A 24,984-nucleotide genomic window follows, 5' to 3' on the forward strand; every position below is an offset into this window, starting at 1 on the left:
GATACTTATGGATATGTCCGCTCTGACTATTTTTAAAATTACTGCTTTGACGGCTTTATTGGGTTTTACCACTGTTGCTTGTACGACCACCGAAACCACTCAAACTTCTACACATAAAACTGTGGATGTACATGCGGTGAGCGCCTCTGGTATCGGTGAAAAAATTGGTACAATTAATTTACAAGACAGTGCTCAGGGTTTAAAAATTACCACCAATTTAAATCAGTTGCCTTCTGGCTTTCATGGCTTTCATATTCATGAAAAAGGCTCATGTGAACCTGCTGAAAAAGATGGAAAAATGGGAGCTGCACTGGCTGCTGGTGGACACTTCAATCCAAATCAAGCCAAAGGTCATGGTACACCCAATGATGGTCATTTAGGTGATTTGCCTGTGTTAAATGTGGATACTGAAGGCAATGCTAAAACTACGGTCTATGCTCCACGTTTAAAACTCAATGATATTCAAGGCTTAGCAATTATGGTACATGCAGGTGGTGATAACTATTCTGATCATCCAAAACCTTTAGGCGGTGGCGGTGACCGAATTGCTTGTGGCGTGATCTAATATTTTAAAATACGAAAAAATACTCAAGCTGTGGATAAATCTGTATTTATTCACAGTTCTCAAAAAGTTATCCCCAAAATATAATGAATGCTTAAAATCCTTTAGTTTTTTAATCCATTTTTACAGCGATACAAGTTAATTTACTCTATCAAAAAATCATATTTTTATAAATTTTCAAGCCACAATAATTTATTATTTTTAAATATTTTCAAATAGTTAAATCTTTAATATTTGATTTTTTCCATTTGCTTTCTATTTTGATTCAGTTACACTCAATATTCATTCTCATTTGATCCAGTGACCATGAACATCAAAACTTTGCGCATAATCGGTTTCTTAGAAGGTATTTCATTTTTATTGTTATTATTCATTGCGATGCCAATGAAATATATGTTTGATAATCCTATTTTAGTTAAATATGTCGGCATGGGTCATGGTGTACTTTTCATTTTGTTTTTAGTGGTTTTATTTGTAGTCTGCGAAAAACAAAAATGGTCTATTAAAATGTTTATTTTAGGACTGATTGCTTCTATTTTACCTTTTGGACCTTTCGTTTTTGATCATAAACTCAAGAAAATAGCGCAGTAACTACGCGCTTAAAAAATCCCTCTCCTTGCAGAAGCAATTAACAAAAACAGCATCAAAGTTCCCCCTCCTTATCAGGAGGGGTTAGAGGAAATAATTTAAAAATCACCCTGCACTTGACGTTGTTGCATAATTTTTTTCAAAATTGTTCGTGGCAAACTAAACCATAAAAAAATTAAGATAAAACAGGACAATGCATACGCCCATAGATGAAAATATTCGTACATTATCCGAACAAATTCAATAACAAAGAAAAAGATAAACATCATCAATACCGAAACTGCAGCTGCAACTGTACCTTTGGATACATCCGATGACATCAATGCAAAACGGTATAATACCGAGAAGCTAATACCTTCACCAAAGCTCACCAACGTCATGCCGAGAATGACAGCATAGAGAAAATACTCTCGCCAAATCACCCCAGCAACAACAATGGCTGTACCCAGTAACATCAAGGGTAAACCAATCAATACAGTTTTTCCCAATGCCAAACGGTCTACAAGTTTGATCAGAACAATGTTACCGACAATTAATCCGCCTAAAACAGGAAATTGCGCCAAGCCGTATTGCAAGCTGCTTAAACCTAATTCCTCTACCAACATCACAGGAGAAAGTGCGATCCATAGCATTAAAGGCATTGCCACCATAGGTAAGCCAAGCGTCATGATCATAAAGCTTTTATTTTTAAAAACCTGCTTATAGTCATCCCACATATAGCTTAGAGGTTGTTTGGGGATGCTGCCTTTCGGCTCTGGCATTTTAGCTTTTAAGCCAAACCAACTCAGAAATGCCAAAAATGCAATCCCAATAAATCCCCAATGCCAAGACACATGGTCAATCAAAAATGCACCAATGACAGGGCCGATCAATGGAGCAAGTAAAGAAATATTCGCCATGAGCGCCATAACTTTAATTGCATCTCGCTCTGCAAAGCTTTCCTGAATCGCGGCATAACCTACTGCTGCAATCACTGAAAGCCCAAAGCCCTGTAAAAAACGTAATGCTAAAAAACTTTCAATATGCTGCGTGAATAAAATCAAAAGACAGGTGATCACAAAAAATGCCACGCCTGCTAACAGTACTTTTTTACGTCCTAAACGGTCTGATAAAGGACCCAATAACCACGCAACACACGCCCCACCCAATAAATAAAAGGACATAGATGAAGGTGCCCACGCACTACTCACACCAAATTCTTTGGTAATCGCAAGCATCGCAGGTTGTACTAAATCATTTCCGATATACACCGAAAATTCAAACAGAACCAATGCCAAAGGAAACATCAGAGTGGCACGGCTCAATGTTGTTTGAGTATTTTGCATGATTGCGCCTGTAAATCATTTTACATCGTTAAAAATACATACTTGCTAAAGCTAGACAAACACATGCCTCAAGCCCAATAGCAAGTATCAAGAGAAGAATAAATTTATTTTGAAAATTTCGTGAGAAATCACAATGAGAAACACCGTATTCACAAGGTGTCTAAAAGAATTTTTAATATAAAATGCATAACTTAATAAAGTGTTTTACTTTATCAAGTCAATATAGCTTAACAAAATTTCATTTTTGTGACGAGTAAAAATTTGCATTTTCTCATTTAGACTTTGAAACAGATCATTCCGTTTCTACCTCCTGAATAAATTTTCCTGCTTTTAGGTCGTCATAAGCTTGTAAAATTTCTGTGTAAGTATTCATCACAAAAAAACCTTTGGCATTCATAGGCTCATTCAAAGGTGCAGCAGACAGCAATAAAAATTTGCTGTCTTTTAATGCAGTGACTTGCACCTGTTCACCATGACTCGACATGACCGCAAGTGCTTGGTCATCTAAGTTTTCATCCTTAGCATCAAACTGTAATCTCCCTGTGCGCAGATAGATCAAGGTACTATCGCCTTCTTTGGCAGGAAAAATCGCAGTTCGACCTGCTTTTAAATCTATATCTAAAACTGTCATTGGCGTATGCGTTTTGGCTATTCCTTCTTTTTCAGCATACTGCCCTGCGATCACTCGAACAGTTCCTGCATTATCATTAAGTTGCAGTACAGGAATATCAGCTTTTTTAAGACTTTGATAACGTGCAGGATTCAGCTTATCTTTGGCGGGTAAATTGATCCAAAGTTGTACGATTTCAAACGCACCGCCTTGTTTGGAAAATGTTTCACTAAATACTTCTTTATGAATCACACCTGATGCTGCAGTCATCCATTGTACATCCCCTTCGGCAATGATACCGCCACCACCCGATGAATCTCGATGCTCAAGCTCGCCCTGAAACATGATCGTCACGGTTTCAAAGCCACGATGCGGATGTTCATCGACTCCTTTACGCAAATGGCTAGGTTTTAAAAATCCAGGACCTAAATGATCAAGCAAAAGAAATGGTGAAACGGTAGTCCCTAACTCATGATGAGAAAAAATAGTTTTAACAGGATGAAAATCGCCCACTGAAAATATCGTGTCGTTGCGATGGATAAAAGCAAGTGTTTTCATCTTGTTATACTCCTCAATATAAAGTTAACCATAAAAATGTTGTTTTAAATGAAAGCTATATTCGGTTAAATATTGCTGCAATTTTTCCAAATCATTGGTCGGTTCAATCGAACGTAAATGTAGTGCTTCGATTTTATCATTCAATAAGTTTAAAATTTGCCTTTGTTCTATTTCAGGGACTTGTGCCTTTTCTTTTTGCTGTTTTTTGATTTCTAAATAATCTTCTGCCCAATGGCGCAGTCGATCATCTGCGTCAATCTGTTCAAATAAATTGGTAATGCGTAATTCAGGCATGATTTTTTGGGTTGCCAGTTCGGCTGACATCAAACCACGAATCGAATAAAACACTTTTTTATAAGTAAAATTATCCGCAGTTTGCATCACATTCATCCCTCCTTTAGCAAGTGATAAATAATGATAATACAAAGCCTTATAATCTATACGTTCAAGCAGTTCATCTCTAAATTTTTCCCATTCAGGAAATTCATTAAAGTAAACGATATGCGCACGAGCCCATTCCAAGACAGTTGGATTGCTTTTAGCAAGTAAACCAAACATTTTATTGAGATCGAAAGAAACAAAGTCGAAATCGCCATCCATAATTTCGATCAAATCACGGTGTTTACGATAGTCGTAATATTGTGCTTTGGATGGTAGGTGAAAACCTCGCACATCGTAGTCGCTATCTGGGCTTGCCATGCCCCATAAACGGCTGCCACTTTCGATATAAAACAGTGGATGTTCATCTCGGTTTTGGAATAAGTTTTGGATTTCTTGTTGGATGTTCATTGTTTTCACGTTTTAGGTAAATCTTCTAAAGTTATAGCACTTTCTGGGACAATTTTTGGATTTTCTTTAAATTGAAGCCACTTATTTTTCATCCAATGCTCAACTTTGTCTTTGCCTAAAATTGCTAATAAATTGTTCAACAAATCAAATTTGGCTGTCTTATTAAAATAGTAAACTGTCACTCTTACATTTCGATCTACATCATCATTTAAACTAAATAAATCTAAAATATAATCTTTGTCTGAAATATCTAATGAATGTCCCCAAATAAAAATTTTTAAGTTTAATTTTTCACCAATTCCAAAAAGCTTTCTATGATCAGATTTATCTGCCAATTGATAATCTCTTTCAAATTCTTCTAACCTTTTTTCATGATTTTTAACTTTTTCCTTAAATCCATCTAAAAATAAATAATCCGTATCTTTAAAAAGTTTCTGATGATATTTGGTAAAACCATAAGCTTTAATTTTCTTTAAAGATTCATCCTCTAGATCAGATACGCCAAGGACTATATTTTGTTCTTCACCATGACTTCCATGTAAGTAGTCAATTTCCACAGAATCATAAAGTCGTTGATAGGTATTTGTATAATTAAAAGAATAAATTTTATCTGGATAGACCCAATCTTTACTATCTATAGAAAAAGTTTCTATTGGCAATAACTGACAAACTACTAACTCAAGATATAAGTTAAATATTTCAATGAATTCCTCTAGTTGCTTCTGCAAATAATCCAATAAACTAGATGGATTTAGACCATTCTGTAAATCTTCACCATGACAAAATTTAGGATTTAAATTACTTCTCTCACTTATTGCCCCTGCTAATGGTAGGTTTAGGTTAAAAAGCTCTAACGTAATAAAATTAAAAATGCTTAAAACTTTAAAGTTTCGTTCACTAATCCGATGCCCATCTTCTAATTCATATCTAAAATATTCAAATAATTTACTAGGCCTTTTTACTTGTTCTATCTCTAAAATACAATTAGCCAATACAGTCAATACTTCTTCAATTTTTTGTTCAAAATCAATCCATGTTTTTATTTCTTCGACATAATTCTTAAAATATTGATACCAACCATTATTTTTAAGTTTATATTGCAGTTCAAAAATTTGCTGAAATGACAGTTTGATTTCATTTGTGCTATACATTGATTTTGTTTTATCAATAAACCATTTTTCACGACTTTTACTAAATAATTCGTCAAAACTCATTTCATAACTTTTTTCATTTAAAGCATTTTTTATTTCAAAAAACTTCATTAAAAGTGTAGGAAAATCTTCAACAGAATTTTTAAAAACATTGGCTACAGGTTGACCTAAATCCTTTTCTTCAATCGCTTTCATCACATCCATAAAATGGTCATACTTTGTCGGCAAATAGTGCGAAAGATCAAAACCATTGCCTACAATCAAAATATTCATTTATTGTTATTTCCCAAAAAATTATTAAGTCAGATACAAGTTAATGAGGATGTATTTCCAAATTTCAAAAGAAAAGTTAAATTTTCCAAACATTTAAAATTTACTCAACTTAACACAGCTTAAAAGTTATTTTTGCTATAAATACTTAACGAAATTCAATCATATATTTTAACTACAAATGAAAAAACCACTTCTCACACTAAGCCTTTGCTCTGCGATTTTAATGCCTTTTATACCATTCCAAAATGGATTAGCAAGCACAACACCAAACCTACAAAACAGCACAAAACATAATTCTCTCTCCTCTGTGCAACACACACCGATCTTTGCTGAATTTCATCAACGCAATGATATGGAAAAATTCAACCTTGCTCTTTGGAATGAATATCTCATAGACCCAACACGCCCACAGCAAAAAATACAACAAATGCTAGCAAAAGCACTTGGCATGGATCCTTCTGAAATCAATATCGGAACATCAAATCAAACTGAGCATGCAACTGCTACAAATATGCCCGAAGTCGATGAAAATGATCTGAAAATCTATAAAAAACTTCTCGAAGCCAAAAAGTACGATTTGGGTGATGGGGTAAAAAAAGACCAAAGCAAAGCCAATGATTTAATCTATGAAGCAGCAGAGCTTGGTAGTTCACAAGCACTCGAATTACTTGGTATTCGATTCATCCATCAAATCGGGCATGTTGGACTACAAAAAAATGCCATTGATTATTTTAGTTTTTTTGCAGACGAGCCTAGCAATGCCGATTATCCTGCTGCATTTTGGGCATACCTTGCATATAGCTATGCTTATGGTGATGGGCGACCTGAAGATCAAGAAAAAGCGCTCAAATACTGGGAAAAAGCCAATCATTTATATTCTATACAAATTGATCCCACAGGTTTTATTGCTTACATGATGGGACAGATGATTGAAAATAAAAAAATAAATCATCAACCCATTGAGGATGCAATGGATTATTATAAAATGTCTAATCATGAAAATAATCTTGCCGCACAACACACTATTTTAAGACTACTCAACTCAAAGAAAAAGTTTGATGAACTGACCTACGAACCTGAGCTATTCATTGCAGAACACAAAGCAGCCAAAAAAGAAAAAGACGCCTTTTACACCCTATCCGAGCTGTATGCACAAAAAGAGTGGGATATTTATAATCCGAAAAAGTCGATTGAATACTTGAACCAAGCGATTGCACTGGGGCATGATCGGGCATTGTTAGATTTGGCACGTTATTATGAACATGGACATTTAGTCCAAGCTGACCCTAAGAAAGCCACAGAGCTTTATAAAAAATCACTTGAACAAGGCAATCCCACTGCGGGCATTTTACTGGTGAATTTATATGAAAATGGTACAAAAGGATTTAAAGCAGATGCCAAACAAGCTGAGTTCTGGCGTAAAAAAACCACAAAACTGTATCAAGAACTCGGTTATGGTGATGTTTTACCGAAAGCAGATGAAATACGTTTGTTCCATCGCATGTATTAACTTTTAATTTATCAAAAACCTACGAGAAATACGATCTCGTAGGTACACCAAATGCCGATTCAATTAAGAACATCGTTGCGTTTGGAAATTTTTATTATTTCCACGTTGGCACTGATAGCTCTTTTTGGTCTCTTGTAATTTCCAAGCATTATCTACACGTTTAAAAATATAATCCGTACGAATTGCACTGACCGAATCATCCAGTAAATTTGAATCAATTACCGCAATTTGTGCAGCGGTTGGATTTTCAACACGGTTAAAAACCTGACGTACTGACAGACTATTTTGATTTTTAAGAATAGATGGTTGTGCTTTAATCACCTGTTGCATCGGTGTATCTGAACCACCAAAACTCACTTTACTGGCCAATTTTTCAGTAGTTGCACAACCCGTAAATGCTGCCAAACACAACGCAGAAATAGACAATAAACGAATCATTATAATGACCCCAAAAAACAAACATGTGTTTATGATGCTATGTTCGGCACATTAACACTGTTTTAAAACTGTGACTTGAGCTGGTATTTTAAATTTCTAACAGCTTTATGCAACAAAGCCTACAAAACATAAAAAAACGCTCCCGAAAGAGCGTTTAAATTTTACTTCAAAATATTAAAGATCAAATAATTTACCTGGATTCATGATGCCATTTGGATCAAACACTTTTTTCAGGGCTTTCATGTATTCGATTTCTTCAGCAGTACGTGTGTAGTCCAAATATGGTTTTTTGGTCATACCCACGCCATGCTCCGCAGAGATCGAACCCTCATATTTTTTCACAGTTTCAAACACATATTTATTTACGACCTGACATTTAGCAAAGAATTCATCTTTCGATAAATCAGCAGGTTTTAAAATATTTAAATGCAAATTACCATCACCAATATGACCGAACCAGCAAATTTCAAAATCTGGATAATTTGACGCTACAATTGCATCAATTTCTTTAATAAATGCAGGAACATGCGTAATCAACACAGAAATGTCATTTTTATACGGTGTAAATGGTGCGATCGTTTCTGAAATGTCTTCACGTAAACGCCATAAACTTTGAACTTGTTCAAGACTTTGGCTCATTACCCCATCAAGCACCCAGCCTTGCTCCATGCAATGTTCAAAGATTTCCATTGCTGCGTCCATAATCGGTTCATACGGTGCTTCAAATTCAAGCAACACATAGAATGGACACTCTGTTTCAAATGGACGTTGTACATGACCACGATCCAATACTTTTTGCATCGCCAATTCACCAAAGAACTCAAATGCAGTGAGGTCGATTTTCTTTTGGAAAGCATGGAGTACAGGCATGATTGCATCAAAGTCAGGTACACCCAGTACCAAAACTTGCAAGTCATGTGGTTGACGTTCTAGTTTGATTTCTGCTTCAGTGACTAAGCCTAAAGTCCCTTCTGCACCGATAAATAAATGCTGCATCGCATAACCAGTCGCATTTTTAATCATGCCTTTGTTTAAGCGAATGATGTCACCTTTACCAGTTACCACCGTCAAGCCTAACACCCAGTTACGTGTCATGCCGTATTTGATGACTTTGATACCGCCTGCGTTAGTACCAATATTCCCACCGATTTGCGATGAACCAGAAGATGCAAAATCTACTGGATAATACATGCCTTGTTCTTCAGCATAATTTTGCAATTGTTCAGTCACTACGCCTGCTTGTACACGTACCATACGGTCAGCAGGAAAGAACTCAAGAATTTGGTTCATTTTGTCCATGCTGATCACGATTTCACCATTGGCTGCAACTGCACCCGCAGATAAACCCGTACGACCGCCCGATGGTGTAATTGCAACATTAAATTGGTTGGCAAGTTTTACAATGGCTTGCACTTGCTCTGTACTTGCAGGAAAGACGATGACTGATGGATTTGGATCAAAATGTTTAGTGTGATCACGTCCCCAATTTTCGAGGCTATCCGCATCTGTTTTAATGCGGTTTTCACCAACAATTGCAGTTAATTGGGTCAATAACTCAGGTGTTAAAGCGACTGGAGCGTTCATCGTTTGCAGACCTAGCAGAAGTAAACAAGTAGAAAGTGCTTAGAAATGATTCTATCTATAGAAAATAAATAGAATAAATCTTAGACAAGTGTGAATATAAAAGCAGCACCGTAGATACAGGCTATTTTCACGCGTCATTATTATAAGCCATTTTTTCTAAAAACCTGTAGAAAATAGCGTTTTGATCAGCTTTCTTTGCAAATTACACAGTTAAATAGACCACTAACGACAAGTTATGACTCATATTTCACCAAAATACCTGTGATCATCGTCATAAAGGAAATGTATATCGCCCCTCGTCCTATGTTATTATATCGCCACTAAATTTGGCCTTTGTAGCGGAGCCGTAATGAGCCAACATCTTTCACTGCCTAAAGATAAAATTCGTTTCTTGTTGTTAGAAGGCGTTCATCAAAACGCAATCGACACACTAAATGCTGCCGGATACACCAACATCGACTATCGTAAAACTGCGCTTGAGGGTGAAGCGTTGAAAGAAGCGATTAAAGATGCACACTTTATTGGGATTCGTTCGCGTACTCAACTGACTGAAGAAGTTTTTGAAGCGGCGAATAAACTGATTGCTGTCGGTTGTTTCTGTATTGGTACAAACCAAGTGAACTTAAATGCTGCGATGGTTCGTGGTATTCCAGTATTTAATGCACCGTATTCAAATACACGTTCAGTGGCTGAACTTGTACTTGCTGAAGCTATTCTTCTTTTGCGTCGTGTACCTGAAAAATCTACAGATACACACGCAGGCGGCTGGAATAAATCAGCGGTAGGTTCATTTGAAACACGTGGTAAAACTTTAGGTATCGTGGGTTACGGCTCAATTGGTTCTCAACTTTCTGTACTTGCAGAAAGCATGGGAATGCACGTAATTTATTATGATGCTGTGACGAAATTACCATTAGGTAATGCACGTCAAGTCGGCACAATGGGTGAACTTCTTGCAAATGCAGACGTAGTATCCATCCATGTTCCAGATGTACCTTCTACACGTAATTTCATGGGTAAAGAACAATTTGCACAAATGAAAGAAGGTTCAATCTTCATTAATGCTGCACGTGGTACATGTGTGATTATTGAAGACCTTGCAGATGCGTTGAAATCAGGTCACATTGCAGGTGCTGCGGTTGACGTATTCCCGAAAGAGCCTAAAGCCAATGGTGAAGAGTTTGTTTCTCCATTACGTAACTTACCGAACGTGATTTTAACACCGCACGTAGGGGGTTCAACCATGGAAGCGCAAGCAAATATTGGTTTAGAAGTGGCTGATAAATTTATTGCATACTCTGATAAAGGTATGACGTTATCTGCAGTCAACTTCCCTGAAATTGCATTGCCATTGACTGAAGGTAAGCATCGTTTACTGCATATTCATAAAAACGTGCCAGGCGTTCTTTCTAAAATCAATAACTTGTTTGCAGAACATGGTATCAATATCTCTGGTCAATCATTAATGACCAAAGGTGATGTCGGTTATTTGGTTATGGATGTGGATGCAACTGCATCGCAAGAAGCACTTGATACATTACATGAAGTTGAAGGTACAATCCGCGTACGCGTATTGTTCTAATACATTTCATCAAAAAACCACAGGTAAATGCCTGTGGTTTTTTCTTTATTAAATCATGATTCACTGAAATAGACCTATTGCTTAAGTCATAAAGTCATCACCCATCAGTATAAAATTAACATTGAAAGTCGCTTCTCCTTTGAAGAAGGTTAGGATGAAGGCGTTCTTCATATAAAACCTCTTCCCCAGCCCTCACTTGCATTAAATTTAAAGCACTACTTTTAAATTTAGCTTAGAAGAGGGAACTTTCGTTGTGAATCTATGCAGATTCAAAATAGCTGATGCAAGAACGCTAATATTTTTCTTATTGTTCAAGTGCTCAAACCCAATTTAGTTTATCTTAGACCCATGCCAAATTTAAAAGCCACACCACATCTACAAGCGCTCATTTTACTGTTCATCGCCATGATCAGTATGCAAAGTAGTGGTTCACTTGCCAAACTTATGTTTAATCAGTTTCCAATTCTGACAGTTTCCGCTATGCGTCTGTTATTGGGGTCTTTGATTTTGGCAGTGATTTTTAAAATTTGGCAGATTAATTTTAAACAGATCAATTGGTCGGCAGTCATTCGCTACGGTATTGCTTTGGCGGGTATGAATGCTCTGTTTTATTTGTCGATTGAGCGTTTGCCTTTAGGCATCGCCGTTTCTTTTGAGTTTATAGGCCCACTCAGTGTTGCGTTATTTTATGCACGACAAAAGTTTGATTTTATTTGGATCGGCTTGGCAATTCTAGGTTTAGTGCTCCTCTTTCCTTTTGATCAAAGTCATCAACAACTCGACCCCATCGGTATCGCTTTTGCTTTAGGCGCAGGTGCATGTTGGGCAATGTATATTATTTTTGGACAAAAACCTTCAGGTATTTCAGGCAATCACACCGTATGTTTGGGAATGTTCATCGGCATGTGTTGTCTTATGCCGATTGCCATTTTTGCAGGCATGCCACTGACCACCTTTCACCCTGACAATTTAATGTTGTTTACTGCCTTAGCCATTTTGGCAAGTGCTTTGCCTTTTAGTTTAGAAATGGTGGCGCTGCGAAGCTTATCGCCCTTTGCATTTGGTACACTGACCAGTTTAGAACCTGCCATTGCAGCACTGTCAGGCTTTGTATTTTTACATGAACAATTGTTATGGACACAATGGTTGGCTTTAATTGTGATTATTGCAGCATCTATCGGCTGTACCTATACCACACAGCAAGCGAAAAAAGCAGTTGAAGAAAAATTGCAAAAGTAGTTTTTTAAATGTTGTGAAAATAACGACCTAAACCAAAATTACTTGTTGTTCGATCGGTAGATCTGGATGTATTTGCAGTAGCGTTAAACGCATATCAAACACTGCACCTGTGTCGATAAAATAACAATTGTGTCGTTTAGTCACCAAATCAACCACCGTATGTCCAAGAAAAACTGTATCTATACCTTGAATAGTCTGAAAGTTTTTCTTCGCAGAGTTACGCACACGAGAACGCCCCCAAAGTGCTATTTCACGATAGTTTTCCTGATGAATATTGGCTTTTAAAACATCCCAATCATTTTGTTCAATGTCACCATGCACAAAGCCATACTTTCGCCCTAGATATTCTATTTCTAACACAATCGGTAGAGCTTGGCAGACTTCAACTACATATTGCTGATCTGCTTCCGATAAGGCATAAAACCACTCGCCACCATGTTGTGCATGCAGTTTTGCCATGATCGGATCAATCGCAGCATACAAACACATTTCCTCATGATTGCCCAAAATGCTTTTAAACCAAGGTTCATGAATCAAATTCAGGCACTTAAAACTGTCTGCACCTCGATCAACTAAATCACCCACAGAAACCAATAAATCCTGCTGGAAATCAAACTGAGTTTTTTGTAAAGCTCGCATTAACTCATCATAACAGCCATGAATATCCCCCACCACAAACAAGCGACCTTGCGTGTGATGATAATATTCAATGGGGTTGTTAAACTGCATATATGTCCTCGGTTATAACGCTATTGCACATGCCTCGATATGCTGATTTTGTTTGGCTAAGTTCAAGTATTTGTTGGCATTTTTCTTGTTTTTACGCACACCTAAACCTTGTGAATATGCTTGATAAAGCTCAAAATAAGCATCTACATCACCACCATCCGCAGCTTTAACTAATAATTCTACGGCATATTTAAGGTCAGGCTCTACCCCTTGCCCTGCACGATACATTTGCGCCAACAAATAAGAAGCACGTGCTGAGTTTGCTTGCTGTGCAAGATCTAGCCATTGAATCGCTTGAACAAATTGTTGCTGACGCTGCTCATGAATTGCCATACATAACATTGCCTGTACATGTGCATTTTTTGCAGCAGCAGTAAGTAAAGGCAGATGTTGAGGATGCTCCAGATTTAGCGCCATTGCTAAATCAAATTGTGCATCTGCATTGCCCTGTTGTGCTGCTTTATTTAGCCATTGCATGCCATATTCAGGATTTTTTTCTGTGCCAATCCCCATACGCAAACATTGCCCATAAGAATATTGCGCAGCGACATAACCTTGTAGGGCAGCAAACTCGATTAACTTAAAAGCTTGCTGATTAAGCTGTATTTGTTCTGCACTGTCTTGCGATAAGTCTGCATAACGTAGTTTTTCCACGCCCGCCCAATAAGATGCTTCAACATGTCCAAGTTGTGCCGCTTTCATTAAAAACTCATGCACAACTTTTGGGTCACCTTTCGGGTTTTGTTCTTCCATCAAAGCACGAACATAACAACCATAAGGATCATTTTGTTCCTGTGCTTGTTGAGCATATTGAAAGGCTTTTTTATCATTGCCTTGTTTAAAATATTGAAAGGCTAATAAAGCACTGGCATAACTATCAGCATTCGCCATGAGTTCTAACTTTTGATTAACTTTGTCTTGATCAAAGCCACTATTTTCAATACAAGCTTTTAAACTTGGCTCATGTTGGTTTTGTTGATAATTATGAATCAAGAGATTTAAAGCAGCGTCAGCATTATTTTCTAAAATATGTAAAGCAGAGGCATAAATTGCTTCAGGATGGTTTAAATCCACTGCGTGTTTTAAATATTCTAAACCTTGCTCAGCACTGACATTCGGACTTAAAGATTGCAGCCCAATATGTGCCAATTCCACCATCGCCAACGCATCGCCTAGTTTTGCCGCATGCTGAAAAAATAAAATCGAGGATTCAATATCTTGTGGTAAATAATGCCCAATTAAATGCCATTGTCCCAATCGTGTACTGGCTGCTGCAAAGTTGTCATTTGATGCATTGACCAAAAGGTCAACACGTTGCTGTGCATCTTGGTTGCTTTGTGCAAAACCGATTTTTTCTAATTCTAAAACATGCTGATAATTTGCAGCATGATCGTCCCCATAAACGACTGTATTTTCCGATTGTGAAGATGATTTGTTGTCTATTTTAGTGTCTGACATTTGATTACCCATTGTATCGCATCACAATTTTAACGATTTCATTGTTCTATTCTTTTCGCTATTTCACTCTTTTTAATTTAAAAATTTAAAATAAAAAATATGAGCATGAACAAAAGAACTCTAATTGGTTGAATATTTTAAATAATCACTCAACCCTAGATCAGATATATCTTAATGACAATCTCACCTTTTTGAAATAATAAAATGCTAGAATGCTGCGATATTTAATTTTTTCAGAGCTATGCAAAACTCTCAACTGCTCGCTGTTTTTTACATGATTATGTCGATGGTGGCATATCAGATTAGTGCATCTTTTGCGAAACAATTATTTCAAGTTTTAGATCCTTTAACCGTTGTTACCCTGCGTTTATGTTTCGCTGCGATTTTAGTTTTCGTGATGTTCCGTTCTTGGAAAATCATCAAACGTTTACCGCATTTAAAATGGAAAGACTTGCTGTTTTATAGCGCCTCAGTCTGTTTAATGAATGTGTTATTTTATGCCTCACTCGGCAAACTCCCGCAAGGTATTGCGGTCGGTTTAGAGTTTTTAGGCCCACTCACCTTAGCCTTACTCTCGATTCAACGTAAGATAGATTACATTTGGGTTTGTCTTGCGATTATTGGCATTGCGTTAATGGTACCGTGGCAAGATGCTCATCAACACAACTTTTCTTATCTCGGTGCTGCATTTGCATTGAGTGCTGGTGTGTTTTGGGCTTTTTATATTTATTTTGGACAAAAAGTTGTACGGCAAAATATTGGCATGCATGCACTCACCATTGCGATTGCCTTGTCTGCCTTGGTGATGTTACCGATCAGCGCAGTACATAATCCTAGTGCTTTAATGCAAACCCAATATTGGGGACAAGCATTAATCATTGCACTTTTAGCGACCGTTATTCCTTATGCTTTGGACTTGATGGCACTTAAAACATTAAGCAAACTCAGCTACGGTACACTGTCCAGCCTTTCTCCTGCCTTAGCTGCGATTGCAGGCATGGTTTTGCTGAAAGAACATATTACGATTTGGCAAACTATCGCTTTAGTGTGCATCATGGTGGCTTCAATTGGTGTGACATTTAGACCTAAAACGCAAACGCTTAAACATTGACCTGACAAAATTAAAATTGGGCTGAAATCCTCAGCCCAATTGATCTTTTAAGTCAAACTGTCTTTTTCTTTGGCTTTATATTTTTCATATTCAGCAAGATATTGTTTAGCTAAACTTTGTTTTTGTTTTTCATCTAAAATCTTTCCTGCTTGCTGAAAAAACCCATGTTCTTCTTCTTGTAAATGATGATGCACCGTTTCAGACAATTTTTTCGCAATTGCTAGCCAACCTGGATTACTAAACTCGGTTTCAGTAAGTTGTTCCAAAAGCTCATCCATCTCATGATGCTCAGACAAAGCATGACGGGTAATATTTAAGCCTGAATCGGTCATCATTAAAGGAATATAAAAATAACGATCCTCACCTACTGCATGAGCGAATAACTCATTTTTTAATAATTCAAATAACTCTCGACGTTCAGGCGTATCCCCTGAGGTTTGCAATAATTTTTCAGATAACTCGCGTTGAATGTCATGACTTTCCCTTAAGGCTTCAAATATATTTTGCATGTGTGACCTCTACTTTTTATGAAGTTCCCAATAATTTTCTTGATCAGTTTCAGATCGAATGTTATTCATCATAGGAAATAAAAAGCGCTGATATTGTCAGCGCTTGCAATCATTTGTATAAAAAGCTTTGGTATTGAGAATGACTTACATCCAGAAAGTTTGATAAGCCAAACGACAAATCAAAATACTCACCAAAATTAAAAATAAAATACGGATAAAACCACTGCCATATTTCAATGCCATTTTTACGCCCACCACTGAACCTGCGACATTGGCTGCTGCCATCATCAAACCCAACTGAAACAACACATGTCCTGTTGGAATAAAAAAACTCAGTGCCGCAAAATTGGTCATAAAATTTCCAATTTTCGATAAAGCTGAAGCATGTAAAAAATCAACTTTTAAATAACGAATAAAATAAAAAATAAAAAAACTACCCGTACCTGGACCAAAAATTCCATCATAAAAGCCGATCAGCAAGCCACCAACACCTGCCAAGATTAAGACGTTTCGCGTAATTTCTTGATGACGATGATGCTGTCCAAATTGCTTTTTCACAAAAGTATAGATCGCAATCACGATCAGCATAAACAGCACAAAAGGGCGTAAAATTGCTTGTGGAATCAAAGATACACATGCGGCTCCAGCAAAAGAACTGATAAATGCCGTGATCGCAATCACCGCCAAAAGCTTCCATTGGATTTTCACTTGACGCAAATAAGAAAATGCAGCAGAAGCTGTGCCACAAATGGAAGCCAGTTTATTTGTACCAAAGATTGTTGCCGTTGCTGAATGCGGTAAAGCCCCCATCAACGCAGGAATCTGAATTAAACCACCACCGCCCACAGCCGCATCAATTGCACCTGCACAAAATGCAAAAAATACCAAACTGAGTATGAGATCAAGTTCCATGAACTTTCCTTTACATGTTGTGCGTTACAAATTTAAAACTCGTTTGGGTACTAGACGTTTCTTTTCAGTAATTTCAGCCAAACCTAGACATTTTTCACCATCAAAAACGACCACTTGCGCTGCGGCAACATGCTCAATATTACTTTCCATCCCTCGACTAAAATATTCTGCTCGTCCTTCAGGCACTTGGACTTTTGGAAAATGCGCAATAGGTGCATAAACAGGTAGCAACAATGCTTCACGCTGTTGTTCGGTTAAGCTTTCGAGATATTCAATGGTGAATTCTGGATTTAAGGTAAATTGTCCAGTTTGAATACGATGTAAATAAGTTAAATGTCCGAAAGTACCCAATGCTTTGGCAATATCTTCACCTAAAACACGAATATAAGTCCCTTTTGAGCATGTGACATCTAAGGTAATTGAATCTGCTGTAAAAGCTAAAAGTTGAATATTTTCAATACAAATAGGACGAGCTTCACGTTCAATCTCGATTCCCTTACGCGCCAATTCATATAAAGGACGACCTTCTTTTTTCAATGCGGAATACATCGGGGGTACTTGCTGAATCTCACCTAAAAACTGCTTCAAAACAGCTTGTATTTTGTCTTCAGTCAACTCAGGTACAGCTTGCTCAAGTAGTACTTCACCTTCCACATCACCTGTGGTGGTGCTATTTCCTAACTGGATCGTGGTTTGATAACGCTTGGTTGAATCCAATAAAAAATGCGAAAACTTGGTCGCTTCCCCCAAACAAATCGGCAGTAAGCCCGAAGCAAGTGGATCTAAAGCACCTGTATGTCCACCTTTCTCTGCACGAAATAACCAACGTACTTTTTGTAAAGCTGCATTTGAGCTAATACCGAGTGGTTTATTCAATAAAAAAACGCCACTAATTGGGCGACGCTTGATTTTAGGTGCAGATGATTTCATAACAAAACTTGGCAATTTTCTAGGCTGTCATGGTAACAATCTCAGACAAAAATTGACAACATTCTTCAAGATTATTTGTATTCCACCATACAAAAAGAAAAGAGAGTTTTTTCAGTTAAGAAATGAAAATCAGTCCTTAGCCCTATTTTAGATCCATAAAAAAATGCGCCAAAAGGCGCATTTTTCACAGCGATAAAACGAATTATTTCGCTTTACGTGCTGGTAATTTTTCACGAATACGTGCAGCTTTACCAGACAATTCACGAAGATAGTAAAGTTTAGCACGACGAACCGCACCACGGCGTTTCACTTCGATACCAGCTACAACTGGTGAATGTGTTTGGAAAACACGTTCAACACCAACGCCACTAGAAATTTTACGTACTGTGAATGCAGAGTTCAAGCCACGGTTTTTAATCGCAATGACCACACCTTCAAAAGCCTGAAGACGCTCACGCTCACCTTCTTTTACTTTTACTTGAACAACAACTGTATCACCTGGTGCAAAAGCAGGGATATCAGTTTTTAATTGTGCATTTTCAACAGCTTGAACTAAAGGATGCTTACCGCTCATGGGGTATCTCCAATATGTGCGGGTCAGAAGAGGTCTGAGTTCCGCTGGGTATAGAGGCTAAAGCGCATACACCCGATTATCTTTCCCTTTATGCTTGACCACTTCAATGCATAAAGAGCCTATTTAAAGAATACTTAAAAAATTTAAGTACTTGCTAGAACCGAAGTTGCTAACTTTGTGCTTGGATCAAAACTTAAAACAAGGTTTTAAATTTACTTATCCTTGCTGACCAACCATTTTTTTTGCTGCTTCGTCAACTCAACTTTTTCAACCAATTCTGGTCGACGCTCTAAAGTGCGTTGATAACGCTGCAAAAACCGCCATTTGTCTATATTTGCATGATGCCCTGACTTTAATACTTCAGGAACATCCAAACCTTCAAAATGATCTGGCTTGGTATATTGTGGACAATCTAAAAGACCATCTACAAAAGAATCTTGTATCGCAGACTGTTCATCAGACATGGTATTCGGCAAACGTCGAATAATACTGTCTAATAAAACCATCGCAGGCAGTTCACCACCTGACAAGACGTAATCTCCTATTGACCATTCCTGATCAACATATTTCTGGATCAAACGCTCATCAACCCCTTCATAACGACCACACAACACAATCAATCCATCATAATCAACAAATTGCTGTACTGCATTTTCATTTAAAGTCTTACCTTGTGGTGACATATACACCACAGGAACACGAACTGCTCCTGCTTGCGTTGCAAGCGCTTTGGCACGTTGAATGGCTTTTGCCAACGGCTCAGCCATCATCACCATACCTGGACCACCACCAAATGGACGTTCATCCACTCGCTTGTAGTTGCCCTCAGCAAATTCTCGTGGATTGATACAATGGACTTGTATAATGTCACGCTTTGCTGCACGTCCGCTAATACCGTAGGCTGTAATCGCTTCGAACATTTCAGGAAAAAGCGTAATGACTGCAAAAAACATCGCAGACTCCTCTATTTTCCTGCTGCGTTAATTCTTTAAAATTGATTTAAGAATTAATAATCTACGCCCCAATTCACGTAAATACGACCAGCATCGAGATCAACGCGTTGTACCACATCTTTATGCCATGGAATCATTCGCTCTTCGCCATCGATGCTTTCAGTTGTCGCACGAACAACCATCACATCGTTAGCCCCTGTTTCAAACAGTTCATGGATTTTACCGAGATTGACTTCTTGTTCGTTATCATCCAGACCTAACACCGTTAAGCCTTTCAAATCCGACCAGTAATACTCGTCCACACCTGGTTGAGGGAGTTGCGATTTTGAAATCCAAATATTAGCACCAACTAAATTGTCTGCTGCAGTGCGATCAATCACACCTTTTAGCGCAACAACCAAGCCTTTGCCATGTGGTTTCCAACGTTTTACATCAGCTACTTGCCAACCTGCTTTGGTTTCAATGTACCAAGGCAGGTAGTCAAATATATTGCTCATAGGTTCTGTATTGGAATAGACCCAGAGCCACCCATTTAATCCATATGCTGAACGTAACTGTCCAATCTGAATACGATCTTCGGGTACATTCTGTGTTGGTGTCATGGGCAATCTACTACTTAATTTTTAAAATTATGCAGCAGCTGCAGCTTTCTTCGCTTGAGCAGCTAAAGAAGCAACACGTTCAGAAGGTTGAGCACCTTGTGCAACCCAGTGAGCAAAACGATCAGCATCTAAACGAAGTTTTTCTGCTTTACCTTGTGCTGTAGGGTTAAAGAAACCGATACGTTCGATGAAACGACCGTCACGTGCATTACGGCTATCAGTTACAACGATTTGATAGAACGGACGTTTTTTTGCACCACCGCGAGTAAGACGAATAACAACCATGATAGAACCTTATAGTTTTTACGGATTATCTGTGCTTCGACCATCGAAACATTTCAAACCCCTTTCATAGAGGGCAGTATTTTACGTTATCTTTGCAACGAATGAAAGATTTAAAAAAATATTTATCCACAGTTTTGAATTTATTTGTCTGACCAAGCACTGCACACACCACTTGCATCATCAGTTTCTTTATACCAACACTGCTGTCCTTGATGATCAATGCTTAAGGCACCTGTTTTGACCTGCATCCCCACTGGCGTTGCGGTCAGCATCCAACTGTGTGTAGGATCGCTACTTGTATCAGATAAATGAAGGTTATAGGTCACTTGGCTTGAGTTTTTTATTTGATTTTGACCGTAAATTTTTACAAGATCAGCACCATAAAATGAACCATTCGCAAGCTTATAACTTGTCATTTTTTGTGCAATGCCAACCAATTGAGCTTGGGCATCAACACGTTTAGTACGCTTTACATAGTTTTGGTAAGAGGGATAAGCCAGAGCAGCCAATATACCCAGCACAGCAATGACAATCATGAGTTCTAATAATGTAAAACCTTTATGAATTACCATGACTCAACTCCTGCGCCTATACAATTTTCATAAGATACATTTGCTGCGGTCAAGGTTTTGCAATGTACGCCTTTGCTGGTAAGCAGCAAAGTATATAATTGACTATCTTTGCTATCTATGGGGGTAGCCTTCATTGCCCAACTAGAACCCATTTCAGATGTTGTTAGCTTGACTACATTTGATGTACTTATATCTCTTAATTCAATCTTATATTTTGATTTTGCTGAGTTGACACCATCTGGAACATAAACTTCAGACATAGCAGAGGTAGCACCAGTATACAAATATTGGGGATCAAACTTCCGATAAGAAAAGTTTTTTGCTTTATGGCGCTCTAATTGATCGGCAAGTTTTAACATTTCCTGTTGTACTTGAGCTGTCAGATTTTTACGTAAATAGCTTTGGTAGCTTGGAATAGCGATGGCAGCAAATATTGCAATCATTACCACCACTATCATCAATTCAATTAAAGTAAACCCTTTGGAATAATGCATTAGCCACCTCCTAATGCATATTGCTCATACCAACGGTTTGGAATAAATTTCAAAGCTCCACCATAGTTGATGATTTGCGTATTATCGCCTCCAATATTTGGTGGACCATCTTTCTTATCTTCATTTAATATAAAAATCGAGCGTTTATTTGGATCACCATCTCGCCCTCCACCGATGATTGGTTCACCAATCCCTGCACCCAATTGAAGATAAATATTTTCTTTACAGATCCCATAAGGTAGACAAAAGCGTTGTAAAGCTGTTTCTCCTGCTACTCCAGCACTACAACTTCCTGTTGTTCCCGCTTTAGACGAATCAAACACAGGCACATATAGATCCCCCTCTATAGCAACCAATGAACCTAAAGTTTTTAAAATTTGTTTACCTTTATTGGTCGTGACGGCAGCACCATTTGTTGCATTTAAAGCTTCTTCTTTACTGTAAAGATAGTACCAACCACCATTTCCCGTGGTTGAATTAATTTTAGGACGCTTAGCATTACTGACTGAATCGCTAGAATCAACACGGTTTTCTATTTGTTTAAGTTGGCTAATTGCAGTTGTGGTACTGTTTCCCAAACTACGTGTTTGAAAAGCACTTATCGGGAAAAGATTTGCATACGCATCATAATCATATACAGCAAAAACACCATCATAATCCTCTGTTGCTAAAGCATTTGTCGTATGACCGTGTAGTGGCTGGCTTTTATTGCCTGATGCGAAACTAACTACCGCTGTACCTTGAGAATGAATAGTAAATGTTGGAGCAGAATAAAATCTTTTATGGGTTGCACTTAGGTCTAAAATTTTATTCACTTGTGAATTAAAAGCAGTATCGGTTGGAGCAAAGTCAACACGGAAAGCCTGCCCATTTAAATCCCCAAAATATAAATGGTCTACTAAACCATCATTATTGCGATCAACCGTTTTGATATTGCTGACCACACTGTAATTCATATTGGCACTTACACCACTCAATTTTAAATTGGTTTTTTGCTGGGTTGTGGTCGTGCTATTATTACCACTTACAGACCATAATAGATCCCCATTGTCTGCATCAAACATGTAGACGCCAGCACCTATTTTATTTTTTTGTACATAATCTGCATTTTCATAACCTGCATAGCCATTACGCTTATCCTTAATTAAGCGACCATTCACAGTTTTAGTGGTATATATGCCATCACCATCAGCTGTTAGACCATCCGTACTACCAGCATCATATCCTCCTCCTACGATCATGACCAATTTTCGGGTACCAAACCAATTGACATAAGCTAAAGTTGGCTTGGACCAACTTTGTCCCATAAATTTTAACTCTTCAATAGCTTTTGATTTAGTGGTTGAACCATCCAAATAATGTACTTGTTTATTATTTGGATCAATTTGGAATTTTACTTTTGGTGAACGAATGTTTGTTAAATCAAGAGAGTAATAACTTCTTCCTCCCATACGTAAACCGCCATATATCCACTGTTTTCCTTGCAAATTAATGGTTTGCTCTTTTCCATCATCATTTTGAATGGTTCTTGAGCCACCATTTACTGTCAGTCTTCCTGTTAAATCAGACACATAAACTGTATGCGCTGTCCATTCCCCATCAATACCATAATATAATTTATTTTTACCACCAGTATCTGCACCACCATCAAATGCAAATGCTTGATTTTGATTCTCAATCATTTCTTTCGGTACAAATGCAAAAACTTCTTTACCATCTGCATCTACTACATGTAGCACGCCTTGCGTACTACCAAATAAAATATAGTCATCTCTATTTTTAGTATCAATTACAGCCGATGTTGCGGTACCAGTTACTTCAGGTAATCCAGACTGCGTTAAAAGAATAGGTTTTGAATGTAAAATTGCTCCAATTTGTGGAACTTTTCCTGATACAGTGGCTTTAGTCAAGTTTTGCCCAGCTACTGCATTTTCAAAACCTAAAAGATTCATCAGTGCTTGGCGATAAGGCGCTTCTTCATCTAGATTATATTCACTTGAAATAGCGTTGAATTTTACTTTTTGATCAGCATCATCAAACCAACTCAAATTTAAATTTTGCTTAATTTCTTTATTTTTATAGCTAAAGTCGGTGAGTAAAAGTCTTTCTTTTGGTGAACGGCTTTCGACATAACCTTGTAACAAGTTGCTCAACACACCATCTTTAAATGCAACTTCATTTGAACTTGTCACATATGCAGAGTTACTCCACAAATCAACGATATTTTTAATTTCATCTTTTTGCATAACAGGGTTAGTGCCATTCTTATTGCCATATAAAGAACCCTTGACTGCATAATATTTTTTTAGGTTGCCATACCATGTTTGTTGAGTTTGGTCTGTTGCAACTTTAGGAACAAACTGAGGAAAATATCCATAAGGCTGTATTGCACTACTGTTTAAGGCATCGATTGGTAAAGTAGCATTACCAGTACTCACACCAGGAATATCTGTTTTAACTTTTTTCAAGAATTGCGTAAAACTATTTACAACATCCTCAGTACTGTCTCCAGAATACCACCCACCTTCTCCTCGAATCCCCCAAATCGCAGCATTCTTTACATTAGTACTTACTTCACCAGAATATTCAGATACACCTTCTTCAGTTTGAACACTACTAGGAATCGTATTAAAGTCTGAACCAAAACCTACAATTGCTGTAATAAACTTCATTTTTGCAGGGTTCTTAGTTGCATCTAATAAACTATTATTCATTTTATAAATACAATCCCATGCCGCACCAGATTCAGAACATGAAAAGGTATTAGGAGAAAAAGCATCTTTGGCAAGTTTTTGCGCACCAGTAACCCCATTGTTAGGATCACCATCAGTTAATACATAAATTCCCTGCGCATTACACTGTTTTGTTTCATCTGATTCATTCACCTGACTACTGATCGATTCAGGTTGCTTATAAGAGTTTCGTTCCTTAATACCTGTACCCGTCGAAAAACTCCATCCAGAGTTAGTATGGTTTGAGGTACTTTTCCCCATTAAATAAGCAATAGTTTCAGCATAAGAGTTTGCTGTTGGTGTACCTGCAATAGGATTAATGCCTAAAACTTTTTCTAGAATCAAACGGCGTTGCGTCTTTACAACTCCACCATCATTCACACTTTCATTTAACTTACGTGCGGCAACAAGAATGCTTCCACCATTTTTAGTTGTAGTCCCACCCTCTCTTACTGCACCTAATGTAGAAATCCCCAAAACCACCTTGTCATCTAAAGCATCAATATTATTATCAGCATCTCCAAGCATTAAAGTGACAATAGCATCTTTTAAACGTGTGATTCGATCTGCTTTATTTCCCTCATTACAAATATAACGTGTATAAGAAACACTTTTCCCATCTACATTAACTCTTCTTGTCTGTGTGGTATATCTAGGTGATTGCCACCTAACATATCCCACATCACAAGCTTTCCACGCCACATCTGCTGTTGGATGAGTAACCCGCATACTTCCTGACACATCCAACATCATCATCACTGTAGTTGAACCAGATGAAGCTGCAGGAGCTTTATAAATATCAATATCACTAGAATACGTACTACTACAAATTAAGGCGGTAACCGATGCAGATAAAACAGATAACTTCGCCTTATTCAACGCTGTTCGATTTAAAATATATTTAAATTTCATTT

24 protein-coding genes are annotated in these 24,984 nt (G+C 37.6%); 6 read left to right on the forward strand and 18 right to left on the reverse strand.

What is annotated here, in order from left to right:
- Window positions 1-13 precede the first annotated feature (13 nt).
- On the forward strand, window positions 14-565 hold the full coding sequence (gene sodC / locus HUS24_RS08840; RefSeq protein WP_173911704.1) for a superoxide dismutase family protein: 552 nt from the start codon (window positions 14-16) through the stop codon (window positions 563-565).
- Window positions 566-868: 303 nt separating this feature from the next.
- Complete coding sequence (locus tag HUS24_RS08845; RefSeq protein WP_173911705.1) at window positions 869-1,153, forward strand: DUF3817 domain-containing protein; 285 nt, start codon at window positions 869-871, stop codon at window positions 1,151-1,153.
- A gap of 95 nt (window positions 1,154-1,248) precedes the next feature.
- On the opposite strand, the gene HUS24_RS08850 is transcribed toward HUS24_RS08845, so the two are convergent.
- The 4 genes from HUS24_RS08850 to HUS24_RS08865 all read right to left on the reverse strand — a co-directional run bounded on the left by HUS24_RS08850 (window position 1,249) and on the right by HUS24_RS08865 (window position 5,856).
- Window positions 1,249-2,475: an MFS transporter gene (locus HUS24_RS08850; protein ID WP_173911706.1), complete on the reverse strand. Its 1,227-nt coding sequence runs from the start codon at window positions 2,473-2,475 to the stop codon at window positions 1,249-1,251.
- A gap of 292 nt (window positions 2,476-2,767) precedes the next feature.
- The gene (locus HUS24_RS08855; protein WP_173911707.1) at window positions 2,768-3,643 is read right to left on the reverse strand and encodes a pirin family protein; all 876 of its coding nucleotides are present in this window, start codon (window positions 3,641-3,643) and stop codon (window positions 2,768-2,770) included.
- A 24-nt stretch (window positions 3,644-3,667) separates the two neighbouring features.
- The gene (locus HUS24_RS08860) at window positions 3,668-4,432 is read right to left on the reverse strand and encodes a nucleotidyltransferase domain-containing protein (RefSeq protein WP_173911708.1); all 765 of its coding nucleotides are present in this window, start codon (window positions 4,430-4,432) and stop codon (window positions 3,668-3,670) included.
- 5 nt (window positions 4,433-4,437) lie between these two features.
- The gene (locus HUS24_RS08865) at window positions 4,438-5,856 is read right to left on the reverse strand and encodes an AbiH family protein (RefSeq protein WP_173911709.1); all 1,419 of its coding nucleotides are present in this window, start codon (window positions 5,854-5,856) and stop codon (window positions 4,438-4,440) included.
- Window positions 5,857-6,079: 223 nt separating this feature from the next.
- On the opposite strand from HUS24_RS08865, the gene HUS24_RS08870 reads away from it, so the two are divergent.
- Window positions 6,080-7,366: a tetratricopeptide repeat protein gene (locus HUS24_RS08870; RefSeq protein WP_173911710.1), complete on the forward strand. Its 1,287-nt coding sequence runs from the start codon at window positions 6,080-6,082 to the stop codon at window positions 7,364-7,366.
- Between the two features lie 63 nt (window positions 7,367-7,429).
- Here HUS24_RS08870 and HUS24_RS08875 read toward each other — a convergent pair whose 3' ends face one another.
- Window positions 7,430-7,804 carry a hypothetical protein gene (locus HUS24_RS08875; RefSeq protein ID WP_173911711.1) on the reverse strand — a complete coding sequence of 125 codons (375 nt, stop codon included), beginning with the start codon at window positions 7,802-7,804 and terminating at the stop codon, window positions 7,430-7,432.
- Between the two features lie 174 nt (window positions 7,805-7,978).
- Window positions 7,979-9,388 carry an FAD-binding oxidoreductase gene (locus HUS24_RS08880; RefSeq protein WP_173911712.1) on the reverse strand — a complete coding sequence of 470 codons (1,410 nt, stop codon included), beginning with the start codon at window positions 9,386-9,388 and terminating at the stop codon, window positions 7,979-7,981.
- Window positions 9,389-9,737: 349 nt separating this feature from the next.
- Between HUS24_RS08880 and serA the strand changes: the two genes are divergently transcribed.
- The gene (serA, locus tag HUS24_RS08885; protein WP_173911713.1) at window positions 9,738-10,970 is read left to right on the forward strand and encodes a phosphoglycerate dehydrogenase; all 1,233 of its coding nucleotides are present in this window, start codon (window positions 9,738-9,740) and stop codon (window positions 10,968-10,970) included.
- A 348-nt stretch (window positions 10,971-11,318) separates the two neighbouring features.
- The gene (locus HUS24_RS08890; RefSeq protein WP_173911714.1) at window positions 11,319-12,209 is read left to right on the forward strand and encodes an EamA family transporter; all 891 of its coding nucleotides are present in this window, start codon (window positions 11,319-11,321) and stop codon (window positions 12,207-12,209) included.
- Window positions 12,210-12,236: 27 nt separating this feature from the next.
- Here the strand turns inward: HUS24_RS08890 and HUS24_RS08895 are convergent, their stop codons facing one another.
- On the reverse strand, window positions 12,237-12,938 hold the full coding sequence (locus HUS24_RS08895; RefSeq protein WP_173911715.1) for a metallophosphoesterase: 702 nt from the start codon (window positions 12,936-12,938) through the stop codon (window positions 12,237-12,239).
- Window positions 12,939-12,950: 12 nt separating this feature from the next.
- Complete coding sequence (locus HUS24_RS08900; protein WP_173911716.1) at window positions 12,951-14,396, reverse strand: SEL1-like repeat protein; 1,446 nt, start codon at window positions 14,394-14,396, stop codon at window positions 12,951-12,953.
- 241 nt (window positions 14,397-14,637) lie between these two features.
- Here HUS24_RS08900 and HUS24_RS08905 point away from each other — a divergent pair, with 241 nt between their 5' ends.
- Window positions 14,638-15,507, forward strand: a complete 870-nt coding sequence (locus HUS24_RS08905) for a DMT family transporter (RefSeq protein WP_173911717.1) — start codon at window positions 14,638-14,640, stop codon at window positions 15,505-15,507.
- A 47-nt stretch (window positions 15,508-15,554) separates the two neighbouring features.
- Here the strand turns inward: HUS24_RS08905 and HUS24_RS08910 are convergent, their stop codons facing one another.
- The 10 genes from HUS24_RS08910 to HUS24_RS08955 all read right to left on the reverse strand — a co-directional run bounded on the left by HUS24_RS08910 (window position 15,555) and on the right by HUS24_RS08955 (window position 24,982).
- Complete coding sequence (locus tag HUS24_RS08910; RefSeq protein WP_173911718.1) at window positions 15,555-16,016, reverse strand: hemerythrin domain-containing protein; 462 nt, start codon at window positions 16,014-16,016, stop codon at window positions 15,555-15,557.
- 144 nt (window positions 16,017-16,160) lie between these two features.
- A complete protein-coding gene (locus tag HUS24_RS08915) occupies window positions 16,161-16,928 on the reverse strand; it encodes a TSUP family transporter (RefSeq protein ID WP_173911719.1) in 768 nt (255 codons plus the stop codon).
- 24 nt (window positions 16,929-16,952) lie between these two features.
- Window positions 16,953-17,858 carry a tRNA pseudouridine(55) synthase TruB gene (gene truB, locus HUS24_RS08920; RefSeq protein WP_173911720.1) on the reverse strand — a complete coding sequence of 302 codons (906 nt, stop codon included), beginning with the start codon at window positions 17,856-17,858 and terminating at the stop codon, window positions 16,953-16,955.
- Between the two features lie 202 nt (window positions 17,859-18,060).
- Window positions 18,061-18,432: a 50S ribosomal protein L19 gene (gene rplS / locus HUS24_RS08925; protein WP_065993753.1), complete on the reverse strand. Its 372-nt coding sequence runs from the start codon at window positions 18,430-18,432 to the stop codon at window positions 18,061-18,063.
- 212 nt (window positions 18,433-18,644) lie between these two features.
- Window positions 18,645-19,385 (reverse strand): tRNA (guanosine(37)-N1)-methyltransferase TrmD, encoded by a 741-nt coding sequence (trmD, locus tag HUS24_RS08930; protein ID WP_173911721.1) that lies wholly within the window; start codon window positions 19,383-19,385, stop codon window positions 18,645-18,647.
- A gap of 53 nt (window positions 19,386-19,438) precedes the next feature.
- Window positions 19,439-19,987 (reverse strand): ribosome maturation factor RimM, encoded by a 549-nt coding sequence (rimM, locus tag HUS24_RS08935; protein WP_173911722.1) that lies wholly within the window; start codon window positions 19,985-19,987, stop codon window positions 19,439-19,441.
- Window positions 19,988-20,014: 27 nt separating this feature from the next.
- Window positions 20,015-20,272 (reverse strand): 30S ribosomal protein S16, encoded by a 258-nt coding sequence (rpsP, locus tag HUS24_RS08940; protein ID WP_004974526.1) that lies wholly within the window; start codon window positions 20,270-20,272, stop codon window positions 20,015-20,017.
- A 140-nt stretch (window positions 20,273-20,412) separates the two neighbouring features.
- On the reverse strand, window positions 20,413-20,844 hold the full coding sequence (locus HUS24_RS08945) for a type IV pilin protein (RefSeq protein WP_173911723.1): 432 nt from the start codon (window positions 20,842-20,844) through the stop codon (window positions 20,413-20,415).
- Complete coding sequence (locus tag HUS24_RS08950) at window positions 20,838-21,338, reverse strand: type IV pilin protein (RefSeq protein ID WP_173911724.1); 501 nt, start codon at window positions 21,336-21,338, stop codon at window positions 20,838-20,840. The genes HUS24_RS08945 and HUS24_RS08950 overlap by 7 nt, the downstream gene beginning before the upstream one ends.
- Window positions 21,338-24,982, reverse strand: coding sequence for a hypothetical protein (locus HUS24_RS08955; protein WP_173911725.1), 3,645 nt, complete (start codon window positions 24,980-24,982; stop codon window positions 21,338-21,340). Before HUS24_RS08955 ends, HUS24_RS08950 begins: the two co-directional genes overlap by 1 nt.
- Window positions 24,983-24,984 lie beyond the last annotated feature (2 nt).

Origin of the sequence: Acinetobacter sp. Marseille-Q1618 (assembly GCF_902809855.1) — a bacterium.
Classification (GTDB): domain Bacteria; phylum Pseudomonadota; class Gammaproteobacteria; order Pseudomonadales; family Moraxellaceae; genus Acinetobacter.